The following is an 11754-nucleotide window of genomic DNA, read 5'->3' as shown; positions in this document are numbered from 1 at the left end:
CGGCCACCGCATGCACCCCACCGGTATGGCCGGTCAAGACAGCCCGCGGACTTCCATCCCCGAGGTCCCACAGCCACACCGTCCCGTCGCTGTCAGCGCTGGCCAACCAGCTGCCATCTGGTGCCACCGCCACCCCGCTCACCCTGCCGGTATAACCCGCCAGATCACGCTCCAGCGCGGGATCGTGGTCGGGCAGCGGCCAGATCGGGACCAGCTGCGCGAATCCAGCGGCAACGCGGTACCGCTCGACGACAGCAGCGAGCATCTCATCTCCATCGAGGCGGCTCAGTAACGTCACCGCCACGGCATGAGCAGGTTCCAGAGGAATGAGTAGATGCCCGGCCTGGGCACACCGGGCGCGCAACCGACGTACCACTGGACTGGTCGAACGGGCTAGATCGACATCCAAGGCCGCCGGACCTGACTGTTGAAGCCGGGCTACCGCCCAACGCAGATCGCCCAGCAGCCGGTCCAACTCCCCGTCCTGCGGACCGCCGGCACCCGTATCAGCAGCAGCGAGATGGTAAGTCAGATACGACCACAGGTACGGCTCGTCCGCCGCCAGCTCCCACCACCGGCTGACCCCCTCTTCGTCAGTATCAACATACTCACGAAAGGCATCGAGGAACTGACGCTGCAAATCGGCCAGCCCATTCGCAGCCCGTTGGTGCAGATCTGCGCGGATCACATCATGCAGCCTCAGACATTCCCGGCCAGCATCACCTTTCTCAATGCTGACCATTTCCAGCTCAGCCAACGTCTCGCATAGCCATCGAGACTCGGCTGTAGTCAGTCCGCTGGTCGCCTGCCAGTACCTGGCCACCGTTACCAACGGGACAGCCACATCATCGGGAAAGATTGCCAACTCTACGAACCGTTCGTCCCAGCCCTGCCCTCGGCCGGCAAGCAATCCCAACGTCGTTGTCAGAGTGTCACCTAAGAAATGACCCTGGATCGCAGCGGTCCCCGGATCCACCATTGGTTGGACAGCCGATTCCGGCTGACCGGCCAGCTCGGTAACCGCAGCGTCGACCGTACGACCGCCATGCACCACCAATTCCCGTAGCTGGCTATTCACCAGCGACAGTTTGATCGGCCAACCCCCAGCCCCCGAAAGCAGTGGCCGCACCACCCCCGCGGCCTGCGCCCCCAGACCGGACGCCAGTAGCTCAGCAGCTTGCCTATCCGGAAGCCCGTCAACCGCCACCACATCGGTTCCTGCCGGCAGCACCTGAAGGAAACGGCTTGTCACCAGCCGTACACATTTTGCTCCCCCGGGCAGGAACGGGATCAACTGACCGGCAGTCCAGACGTCGTCGACCACCAGCAGTCCACGCCGACCATTCTCCTCCAACAACCGACCCAAATGCCGGCCTGTCTGCTCGGCGTCGGTGAACGTCACCCGCTGTCCGGATATCACCTCCACCAGATTATTGATCTTCACGGCAAGGTCTGGGCCGGTGGCCTCCTCTCCGACGACCACCCACCAGATCTGGTCATCAAACCATGCCCGCACCTCTGGATTCCTGCATATCTGTATTGCCAGCGCCGTCTTCCCAAACCCACCAGCCCCCCGCAACGCCACAGTCAATCCAACCGGGGGTTTACGAGGTGTGCATAGCAACTCCACCAAATGTCTTTCCAACTCCGGGCGTTCAACCCACCGCCGAGTTTTCTCCGGAACCGAGCGTAGCACCTCGGTATCGGTCGCACTCATCTGCACGGTCTGCTCGGCATGCAATGCACTCAATGCCGCGACCAGCGCGGTCTCCAGTTCGGCAGGGCTAGCAACCTGCTGGACCGTCAGCCCAGAGTCGGCCAGCCGGCGACGGAACTGGTCTTGGCGCTCCGCATGGTCGCTGTCGTCATGTAGCAAGCCACGAGTGCCCTCAGTACGTTGCTCGTCGAGTAAAAAAACTAGTCGAGGTAGCCCCCGCTCGGTGGCCGTATCGAATTCCAATTCGGTATAGGACACCCCGGGTTGATCCCGAACCGGGGAGCCGTAGCGGAACCCAATTATCCCCACATACACGTCGCAATTTGCAACAGCATGTTGGCAAACCTGCGCCGGCGACCAGTCTTTCGCAACAAAATAATCCATATCCACAGGTGCGTCCTGGCAACGATGAACCGCCGACTCTGCTGCGGCCACAAACGACCCAGCCGCTGGGAGCCGACGCAACTCGCTGGTGTGACTCAGGAAAACCCGCCACGACCGTCTCCTACTGCCCATAGCTCCTCACACTACCGACAGGCTGCACCGCGTGGAGGCAATGCGGCGGATTGGCTATGTCGACAGAACCGGGCCGCACTTGTCCATGACGGCCGGCATCACCCGGCTCGCCCGCGAGGCAATGTGGGAGAGTTTGGGCACTACCTCATCGGGGCTTGCTCGCGGGGATGCGCCAGGATGCGACGTGCCGACTCTGGCCTCCTCGCTCGGAGATCGGTGATCACCATCGGCCTAACCGTGGCGCACCGTCGACGGGGTCAGGGGCACCCAACCCACTCAGCGCGCCCGCACCCACAAGCCGGGGTTCCTGGCCGGTTCGGGCGCGCTGTCCCGGAACCTGTCAAGCCTTTTGAGACATCATGATGTTGAAGTTGTGGGTTGACCCTCCTCGGTTTCGAGCAGCCGGGTGCTGGGGTGTGCGAGCAGATGGCTTGTTCCCACCTGCCGGACGGTCCCCAGCGAGGTCGCCAACAGCACGCTCGCCCCGGCCAGCTCGCTGACTTCCCACAACTGCCTGTCGTAGGCCAACTGGATGCCGACCGTGACACTCACCTGGCCGCCGCCGGTCACGGTGCGGTCTCCAGTGGACTTGCGCCGTCCAGCCGACGACGCAGATCCGTTGTTAGCCGACGTTGCCACAGCAGCCGCAGCACCGCCGCCTTGACCACGAGGGAAGGACGAGCCGCGCTGACCCGGCTGGTCACCGCACTGACGCAGTCGCCGGGACGGACCGCGTCCAACACCTCATCCACCAGCTCCTCGGCCAGCAGACCGGGCCGCCGATAACCCGCGAGGAACCGCACGTTCGCCAGGTAGACCGGATCGTCTCCGTTCCACACCTGGTACTGCCAGCCATGGTTCTCGATTAGCCGCCGCGGCCAGTCCAGTGCCTCAACCACGTCAGGATCGGCCAGCTTGCCTGCTGGCTTCACGTTCACCACGCCCGCCGACCCGTCGGCGTGGACCGGCAGGAAGTCCGGCACATGGCGCCGCAACCGACCGCCGATGCTGGTCTTCAGCCCGAACGGCTGGGCGGCGACGGCGACCACGTCCGGGTCGAAGTCGGCAAGTAGCAGCCACGCCAACTCCAGCCTGCTCTCATAGATGACGTGCGTCCCCTGGACCGTCTCATGCTGCGTCGATCGACAAATCGGTCACCTCACTGAGGGCGAGGCAAGCCAGCAGCCGGTCGCCGCCTGCCGCGACACCCAGCAGCACCCGGGGCAAGCCACATCGAGACCACGCCGCCGCCGTCAGGTAGAGATCGCACGACAATCGCCGGTCGCCGTGCTCGGCGCGTTTGTTGGCAGGCCGAAACTTCGGGTGCTGTGGTCACTCGGCCGTTCTCCGCGCCCGCTTCCGCAAGGTCTATCGAGGCTATCTACGGAGCGTGTTTCCCTGCCGCTGTTCGGGGGTTGACGCGGACGCCGCCGATTGCGTCGCGTCCCATACGTCGCTGGCGATGGTGGCCCACAGATGTTGGGGGAACTCGTGTCCCATATCGGGGTAGGTGATCAGCCGGGCTGTGGGAATCGTTCCGGCGAGGGTGTGGGCGGCACGGATGCGAATCCATGGGTCATCCTGGCCGTGGATCACCAGGGTAGGCACCCGCAGCCGCCGTAGCTGAGCCCGGAGGTCGCCGCCGGTGCGGGCTGCGGCGAGTTGACGGTGGGTCGCGCCCGGGTCGTGGTCGCGGTCCCAGGACTCCTCGGCGGTTGCGCGTACCCAGGCGTCGTCGATCGGGTGTCGCCGCGAGCACATGATCAGATAGGTGTCCGCCAACCGTTGCACGCCGCCTTCCCGGGTGTCGTCGTACCGTTTGCGGGCCAACCGCAGCAATGTGCCGACCTTTAGGTTGCGTAGGTTGCTGATCGCGCCGCCGGTCCCGCCGGCCATCGCGGAGACGAGGCTGCGGACGCGGGATGGATGCCGGATCGCCACCATCTGGGCAAGCGTCGCACCCAGCGACTCACCGAGCAGATGGGCGGAGTCCCAGCCCAGGGCGTCCATGACGGCGACCGCGTCATCGACCATGTCGTCCGTCCGGTAGGCCGGACCACCTCCGCGCCCCAGCAGCGTCCGGACGGTCGTGCGAGGCGGGGCGGTGAAGTGGGTCGACAGTCCCGCGTCGCGGTTGTCGAAGCGCGCAACGGCGAACCCCCGCTCCGCGAGCTCCCGGCAGAACTCGTCCGGCCACCAGATCATCTGAAACGTCAAGCCCATGACCAGCAGCAGCGGCTCCCCGTCGGACCGTCCGAACGTCTCGTAGGCAATGCACACCTCGCCGTTGCGGGCAAAGGAGATGGTCACGGGCGTCTCCGCTCCTGTGAGGTGGCTCTGGGATGGCCGGCTGGCACTTTGGCAATGCAGTTGACATGCTAAGGGTGGACGGACGCTATTGCAATGCGTCCGCATTGCAATAGGAGGTGTCGATGCCGAAGCGGGTGGACCCGCTCGAGCGGCGTCGCAGCATCGCGGAGGCGGTGTTCCGGGTGACTGCCAGCCGTGGCGTCGAGGCAGTCAGTCTGCGCGACGTCGCGGCCGAGGCCGGGGTGTCGATGGGGATGGTCCAGCACTACTTCCGCACGAAGGAGGAGATGCTGCTGTTCGCGCTCGACCACATGCGGGACCGCGTCGCCGGCCGTCTGCAGGCGCGTCTCGCGCACCTGCCCGAGGCCACCCCTCGCGACGTTGCCCGCGCCGTGCTGGGCGAGCTGCTGCCCACCAGCGAGGACAGCCGGGCCGAAGCAGGCATATCCGTCGCGTTCTACTCCCGAGCCGTCGTCACCCCCGCCTACGCCGAGGCGCTGCGCCAAGGCCTGCGGGGACTGCTCGACGCCACAACGGCGCAACTGCGCGCTGCCCAGCGCAGCGGCCACATGCGCCCAGACCTCGACGCCGAGCAGGAGGCCGCATCCTTGTTCTGGCTCGCCCACGGCCTGGTCGGCCCACTTCTCATTGGCCTGTACACACCCCAAGCAGCGCAAGCCCTGCTCGACCACCACCTTGACCGGATCTTCACCTGACCCCCTTGCCGGTACGGCGTTCGCGGTGGTCCCCGATCCGTCTACATCACCGAAGGTGACTGCTCAAAAAACTCGTGGCCCGCTGCTCATGTACTGCTCACATACGAGGCCGACTGCTCATCTATCCGCGATCCCTACAAACCTGTTTAACAACCCGGGTAGGGACCGCTCGAAAATGAGCAGTCGCTCCTGGGAGTTCGCGCCTATCTGCGCGTCGCGCGCCACGGACTCGCGGCCACCACCTCGCGGGCCTGCACCAGCCGCAGCGGCCGACACACCTCGCCGCCGTCGACCGGGCGCAGCGACATGACCGGCTCGGGGAAATGGGCGTTCCGATCAAAAGGATCTTCAACTGGCACGTCGTCACCTCACGGACGACGAGGCTTCCAGATGCCCACCTTGTCGGCCGATCGCGACACTCCCACCACCGGACCAAGGTCACACGAGGACCACGCTCCGCACGGCTCCCGCCGTGGACCGGTGGAGTTTGACGGCACCGCGGCCGTTCAACGAGTGACTCGCGGCGCGAGACTCGCCCGCGCGGCGCTGGGCACACACCCGCGCGGGTCGCACCATGTCTGGTAGCGTCACCGTGTCCGCGAACCGGCCTGAGGAGGTGAGACCCATTACCGCTGTATTCGGCTGGGTGCTCCCCTCTCGCTGCGGGGCGGTTCATCTCACATAGGTGGCCGTCGGGAGCGCCCCCAGGCATCCCGAAAGGCAACGCACCTATGTACTTCACCTCAGAGACGACCTCGTCCGGCGTCTCGGAACGTCTGTTCACCGTTGACGGCATCCCCGGTGTGCTCTGGTCCCCGGCCGATACCACCGGCCCTCGCCCCCTGATGCTGCTCGGCCACGGAGGCGGTCAGCACAAGAACGCCCCAGGGGTGGCGGCCCGGGCCCACCGCTACGCGGCACATTTCGGTTTCGCGGCAGCAGCGATCGACGCGCCCGGGCACGGCGACCGGCCACGAACCGCGTACGACGAGCGGTTCACCGCCCAACTACGCCAACGGATGGCGGCCGGTGAACCCGTCGGCGCGCTAATCGCCGAGGACAACGCCACCCGTGCCACCCAGGCCGTTCCCGAGTGGCAGGCCACCCTGGACGCCCTCCAGAACCTCGACGGGGTCGGAGCGGGCGGACCCGTCGGGTACTGGGGCGTGTCGCTGGGCAGCATGATCGGTATGCCGTTCGTCGCCACCGAACCCAGGATCACCGCCGCTGTCTTCGGTCTCGTCGGCTACGACACCCTCACCGACGCCGCGGCCCGCATCACCATCCCGGTGCAGTTCCTGTTCCAGTGGGACGACGAGATCGTGCCGCGCGCGGCCGGCCTCGCGCTGTTCGACGCCATCGCCTCCCCCGAGAAAACGCTGCACGCCAACTCCGGCCGCCACGTCGACCTACCCAGGTTCGAAATGGACAGCGACGAACGCTTCTTCGCTCGCCACCTCGTCGGCGGCACCGCCTCAACAACGGTCGCGTAGCGGGCCGGCCTGGCCAGGGCGCAATGCCCTGGCCAGGCTCCGCCTGCTGCCTCACGGCGCGGCCCGCGCCGGCCAAGGCTACGAGCCCGACGTCGTCCACGTGGCGGACCCGCCGGGCTGCGCGGGGTACGGATCGGTGGAAACGGCACGCGTAACGTCCCGCGCAGGCTGAACTCCCAGCAGCACCACGAGAAGCCACGCCGAGAGCACATGTCGACACCGCCACTGCGGGTAACTGCTCAAACAGCTCGTACCCCGCTGCTCATGTAGTGCTCAAATACAAAGCCGACTGCTCATCTACCTGCGATCCCTACAAACCTGTTCGGCGGCCCGTCCGCGCGCCTGTCGGACTGCCCATCGGGCGACCCACTACTGAGCTTTAATCCGCGAAGTCGTGTAGGCGCGTTGATGATCGCTTCGCACCCCACCACGTCAGCCAGACCATCCAGGCAATGACCCACGCCCAACCCGACCAGCCCACCGAGAACCCACGCCACGCCGCCGCCCGCCGCGAGATCACCGAATGCGATCAGAAACTGGGACGCTACCGGGCCGCCCTGGAAGCAGGCGCCGACCCCACCATGGTCGCCACCTGGACCACCGAGATCCAAGCCCGGCGCACCGCCGCCGCCACCCTGCTGGCCGCCGACCCGCCCCGTCCCCACCGACGCCTGACCGAAGAAGAGATCAAGACCCTCATCACACGGTTCGACGATCTGCGCCAAGCCCTCCGCGACGCCGACCCCGACGACAAGGCCGAAATTCGCGCAGCACGAGAACGCACCGTGGAGGTCCGGGGGCTCGGCCCCGGGCAGACATAAACGAGACGACCTGGTGCGAAGCACGCAGGACGTCTGGAGGCGAGTGTCCAAGGGGCGACTCGAACCATTACCCCACCACCGGTCATCCTGTCCTGCGAGATCGTTCTGCGGGAGCAGGACGGTGAACGGCACACGTTCCACTCCCCGGCCGGCCCCGATGCAGGCCGTTCGCCCTCCGCACGGTCGCCGTACTGATCGCCTGGGTCTGGTGTGGGTGGAGGCGAAGCAGGCGCCAGACACTGCCCGCGGCACTGCCCGCCGTAGAGTGATCGCATGACGGCAGGTCGCCTTGCGGCGGTGACGGTCGAGGGGTACACCTCAATCCGCTCGGCACGGGTCCGACTGGGCGGGCTGAACGTCCTGATCGGCCCGAACGGGGCAGGCAAGAGCAACTTCATCTCCGCGCTGGAGCTGCTGGGACGGATCCTCGACGAGGACCTGCAACTGTTCGTCGGGCTGCGCGGCGGCGCCGGGGCACTGTTGCACGGCGGCCCGCGGGGCGCAACGTTGGAGATCACGATCCGGGTGGAAGCGCCGCCACACTCCTACCTGGCCCGACTGGTCCCCAGCGCACGCGATGAGCTCGTCTTTGAAACGGAGGAAATCTCCGGGCCCGCAGGGACGGTGTCGCTGGGCCACGGGCACAGGGAGACACTGCTGCACCGGAAGACTGGCGGCCAGGCCGAACGGGCGACAGCGGGCCGGGTGGCAGAGATCCTGGACGGCTGCCGGGTGTACCACTTCCACGACACCAGCCGAACCGCACCGGTGAAACGATTCGCCGACCCGGCGGACAACCTCACCCTCGCCCCCGACGCGGGGAACCTCGCGGCCTACCTGCTACGCCTGGCAACCGAGGACACCGCGGCCTACCGGCGGATCGTCCGGGCCGTCGGGCAGGTTGCGCCGTTCTTCCGGGACTTTGTGCTGGTGGGGGAACATGCCGGTGTCCGGCTGCGCTGGCGGCAGGCCGGTATGGACGGGGTCTTCGGCCCCGAGTCGCTGTCCGACGGCACCCTGCGCTTCATCTGCCTGGCCGCGCTGCTGCTGCGTCCCGACCCACAGCCGCTGGTCATCCTGGACGAGCCGGAACTCGGCCTGCACCCGTTCGCCTTGGTCCAGCTCGCCGGCATGATGCGCTCCGCCAGCCAGACCAGCCAGATCGTCGTGGCCACCCAGTCCGTCCCCCTCGTCGACCACGTCGACCTCGGCGACATCATCATCGTCGACCGAGCGGACGGCGCCTCCACCTTCCGCCGCCCCGACCCGGCCGGTCTCGCGGCCTGGCTGAATGACTACTCGCTGGGCGAGCTGTGGCAGAAGAACATCCTCGGCGGCCTGCCCGCCCGGGAAGACGACTGACCCCCGTGCGCTCGCTCTACCTTCTCGCCGAGGGCCAGAGCGAGTTCGTGGTCATCGACTCCGTCCTGCAGCCACACCTCGAACAGGCCGGCTTCCACGTTCGCAAGTCCGTCCTGGTCACGAAACCGACTGTCGGCGGCCCCGCGTTCCGTGGCGGCGTCAGTAGCTGGGCTCGCATCGAGGCGGAGATCCGTCGAGTCCTGCGGGACCCGACCATCAACATCGCCACCACAATGATCGACTACTACGGGTTGCCCGAAGATACCCCGGGCATGTCGGGACGTCACCTCGGCGCCGACCCGTTCAGTCGGATAGCGGCCGCCGAGCAGGCGATCGAAGAGGTGATTGGCGACCCGCGGTTCATCGCCCATCTCGTCTTACACGAGCTGGAGACCTGGGTCCTCGCCGCCGCGGGCCCGCTCGGCGACCTTGTCGGGAACCGCCGTCTCACCGAGCAGATCAGAAAAATCGTCAACGGCCACGGCGGGCCCGAGCAGGTGAACGACGGCCGGGAGACCGCCCCTTCCAGACGACTCCTGGCTCTTCACCCGGCGTTCAACAAGGTGTTCGAGGGGCCGTTGGCGATTGCAGACCTCGGCCTCGCGGCCCTGCGCAGGCAGTGCCCCCACGCCGACGCCTGGCTCCGACGTATCGAGGCGCTTGTGGAGGACACCGGACCCAAGCTCTGACCGGCTGCTGGTGTCAGCGCGGACGTCCAGCATCGGCGTCGTCGGGCAGCCCGGCTGGCCTGCGGCGCCCCTGCGCCCTCGTGGTGGATCGCCTGGCAGCTGGAGGAGGCGGGCGGAGGGAGTCAACCCATTTGTACATGATCGGTCTTCGTGAGGTTTTCGACCTCACGGTCGTGGCGATCCCGGCAGCCGCGCTGGACCACCGCCGGTTCTGGGACATGATGGACCGGGTAGACGTCGCCCAGCTTGGCAGAGAGGGAGGCGGCGCAGACCCGGCGGATGAGCCGACCCGGCGGATGATCGAGGTGTTCGGTCTCGACACCCACGCGCTGATCCCGACCCCACCAGACCGGCACCCATTTTCACCACAAATGGTGCCGACTCTCACATACGTAGCCACTGCGATGGTCAGCCGATCAGCTCGCGGACGATCGCATTTTCCAGCCAGGTGCGGTACTGCTCGACGCTCCAGCCGCGGTGGCGGCGTAGGAGTTGGTGGGTGTGCGGCGAGCAGAGGGCGTAGAGGACGTCGGCGGCGGTGGCGGGGTCAAGGCCGTCGCGCAGGGCGCCGCGGGCGTGCAACGTCTCGGTGAGGGTGAGGTGCACCTGATGAGTGGCGGTGGCGCCGGCGTCGGCCGCCGCCCGCATGTCCGGATCGGTGCCTGCGGCCTCGACACTGACCATGATCAGGTATCCGGCGCGTTCCAGTAGCGCCGCGGCGTAGGTTACGTGGTGCGCGAGCGCGGCCCGGGGATCGGCCTGCTCGCGCGCAGCGGTGATCTCTGGACGGCCAGCGACGCGCACCGGCTCCTCGTCGCCGACGGTGGCGACGCCGAGAGTATGTGAGAACAGTGCAGCCTTGGTGGGGAAGGCGTCGTAGAGGGTGCGCTCGCCGACCCCGGCCGCCGTGGCGACCGCACGCATAGTCGTGGCGGCGTAGCCCCGTTCCACGAACAGGCGGGTGGCGGCCTCCCGGATGCGGGCGCGGGTCGCCGCCGCCGATGCCGTCCGTTTCTCGGATCGGTACGCCCTCTTGACGGGGCCTGTCATGGGAAGCACCATACCCATATTTGCCGCAGTGATACTGCGCTCAAGTTGGAGGCTTCATGACCCGCCCGCCGTTGGCCGGCATCCACCATGTGAAGATCCCGGTCACCGACCTGGCCCGATCCGTCGATTGGTACACGAAGGTCTTCGACTTTCGAGTGCTCATGGAGTTCGCCGAGGCCGACGGCATCGTCCGTGGCGTTGCCGGCGAGGCGCCCGGCCTCGGCGTCACCCAGCTCACGTTCCGGTTCAATCCGAAGGCCGCCGAAGGCTGCCGGGGCTTCGATCCGGTCAGTTTCGCCGTCAACGACCACCCCGACATCCAGGCGTGGGCCGCCCACCTCGACACGCTGGGCATCCGGCATTCACCGGTAATCGAGGCATCCGTCGGCTGGCTGCTGGTCTTCAACGACCCCGACGGCCTCGAACTCCACATATACAGCTGGGCCGCCCACGGCATCGACCACTCCGACAAGCCCGGCTACGGCCGGCCAGTCCATCCACCCAACACCGGCGACCGCACCGCACGGCTCACGCCCGAACGGCCCACAGCGTCGGGAAACCTCCCATGAATCGGGCACCGCGCTACCCACGGCCTGGCCGGTGAGATCACCCAAAGGGCATTCCGGCCGCGATCCAGATCGGCACACGCCGGGTATGCGAACGCACCCACGCGCGGATGAACGGCTACCGCAAGCTTCGCCGCTGCACCGAGAAGAACGGCGCGATCGTCTATTTCTACCTCTATCTGGCCGCCGCTTTCGTCACCGTCCGTTGTCTGATCCAGAGGGCTCGGATCAGAGGGGCGGTGGAAGTTTTGTACCATGCGTCAGCCAACTCCGTGCTCACCTGAAGGACGACGATGAGTGACCAGCCGCCCCGGGCCAGAGGCTTCTGGCAAACCGCGCTCGGCGCGCTTACCGGTATCGCCGCCTTGCTCACCGCGATCGGCGGCCTGCTCGCCGTTCTCTTCCAGCTCGGTGTCCTCGGCGGGTCCAGCAGTACACCACCGCCGGGACCGGTTGCCAACCCGGCGACCACGGTGCCCGGCAGCGTTTCCCAGACCAGTGCCGCTCCACCGAC

At 67.0% G+C, this 11754-nt stretch carries 12 protein-coding genes and 2 pseudogenes; 8 read left to right on the top strand and 6 right to left on the bottom strand.

Annotation, left to right across the window (positions count from 1 at the left end):
- From U9978_RS23100 to U9978_RS23085, 4 genes are all read right to left on the bottom strand, one after another.
- Positions 1-2152: NB-ARC domain-containing protein (locus U9978_RS23100; protein WP_322763252.1), on the bottom strand; the 2152-nt coding region annotated here is incomplete at its 3' end.
- A 438-nt stretch (positions 2153-2590) separates the two neighbouring features.
- Positions 2591-2803: a hypothetical protein gene (locus U9978_RS23095; protein ID WP_322763251.1), complete on the bottom strand. Its 213-nt coding sequence runs from the start codon at positions 2801-2803 to the stop codon at positions 2591-2593.
- Entirely contained in the window at positions 2800-3384 is a 585-nt protein-coding gene (locus U9978_RS23090) for a TnsA-like heteromeric transposase endonuclease subunit (RefSeq protein ID WP_322763253.1), read from the bottom strand. The genes U9978_RS23095 and U9978_RS23090 overlap by 4 nt, the downstream gene beginning before the upstream one ends.
- A 226-nt stretch (positions 3385-3610) precedes the next feature.
- On the bottom strand, positions 3611-4543 hold the full coding sequence (locus U9978_RS23085) for an alpha/beta hydrolase (protein ID WP_322763250.1): 933 nt from the start codon (positions 4541-4543) through the stop codon (positions 3611-3613).
- 122 nt (positions 4544-4665) lie between these two features.
- Between U9978_RS23085 and U9978_RS23080 the strand changes: the two genes are divergently transcribed.
- Positions 4666-5259: a TetR/AcrR family transcriptional regulator gene (locus U9978_RS23080; RefSeq protein WP_322763249.1), complete on the top strand. Its 594-nt coding sequence runs from the start codon at positions 4666-4668 to the stop codon at positions 5257-5259.
- Between the two features lie 203 nt (positions 5260-5462).
- Here the strand turns inward: U9978_RS23080 and U9978_RS23075 are convergent, their stop codons facing one another.
- Positions 5463-5618, bottom strand: coding sequence for a hypothetical protein (locus U9978_RS23075; RefSeq protein WP_322763248.1), 156 nt, complete (start codon positions 5616-5618; stop codon positions 5463-5465).
- Positions 5619-5990: 372 nt separating this feature from the next.
- Between U9978_RS23075 and U9978_RS23070 the strand changes: the two genes are divergently transcribed.
- From U9978_RS23070 to U9978_RS23055, 4 genes are all read left to right on the top strand, one after another.
- On the top strand, positions 5991-6752 hold the full coding sequence (locus U9978_RS23070) for an alpha/beta hydrolase (RefSeq protein WP_322763247.1): 762 nt from the start codon (positions 5991-5993) through the stop codon (positions 6750-6752).
- Positions 6753-7204: 452 nt separating this feature from the next.
- Complete coding sequence (locus U9978_RS23065) at positions 7205-7573, top strand: hypothetical protein (RefSeq protein ID WP_322763246.1); 369 nt, start codon at positions 7205-7207, stop codon at positions 7571-7573.
- 273 nt (positions 7574-7846) lie between these two features.
- Positions 7847-8935: an AAA family ATPase gene (locus U9978_RS23060; protein WP_322763245.1), complete on the top strand. Its 1089-nt coding sequence runs from the start codon at positions 7847-7849 to the stop codon at positions 8933-8935.
- Positions 8936-8940: 5 nt separating this feature from the next.
- The gene (locus tag U9978_RS23055; RefSeq protein ID WP_322763244.1) at positions 8941-9624 is read left to right on the top strand and encodes a DUF4276 family protein; all 684 of its coding nucleotides are present in this window, start codon (positions 8941-8943) and stop codon (positions 9622-9624) included.
- Positions 9625-10032: 408 nt separating this feature from the next.
- Here the strand turns inward: U9978_RS23055 and U9978_RS23050 are convergent, their stop codons facing one another.
- Entirely contained in the window at positions 10033-10674 is a 642-nt protein-coding gene (locus tag U9978_RS23050) for a helix-turn-helix domain-containing protein (protein WP_322763243.1), read from the bottom strand.
- A gap of 56 nt (positions 10675-10730) precedes the next feature.
- Here U9978_RS23050 and U9978_RS23045 point away from each other — a divergent pair, with 56 nt between their 5' ends.
- From U9978_RS23045 to U9978_RS23035, 3 genes and pseudogenes are all read left to right on the top strand, one after another.
- Positions 10731-11243, top strand: a complete 513-nt coding sequence (locus tag U9978_RS23045) for a VOC family protein (protein ID WP_322763242.1) — start codon at positions 10731-10733, stop codon at positions 11241-11243.
- 18 nt (positions 11244-11261) lie between these two features.
- A pseudogene (locus U9978_RS23040) lies at positions 11262-11524 on the top strand (hypothetical protein); the annotation flags it as partial.
- 9 nt (positions 11525-11533) lie between these two features.
- Positions 11534-11754 (top strand): annotated as a pseudogene (locus tag U9978_RS23035) (hypothetical protein); the annotation flags it as partial.

This window comes from Protofrankia sp. Cr2, assembly GCF_963555885.1.
Classification (GTDB): Bacteria; Actinomycetota; Actinomycetes; order Frankiales; family Frankiaceae; genus Protofrankia.
The sequence above is the reverse complement of the archived record's forward strand: the minus strand, read 5'-3'. Positions and strand labels throughout refer to the sequence as shown.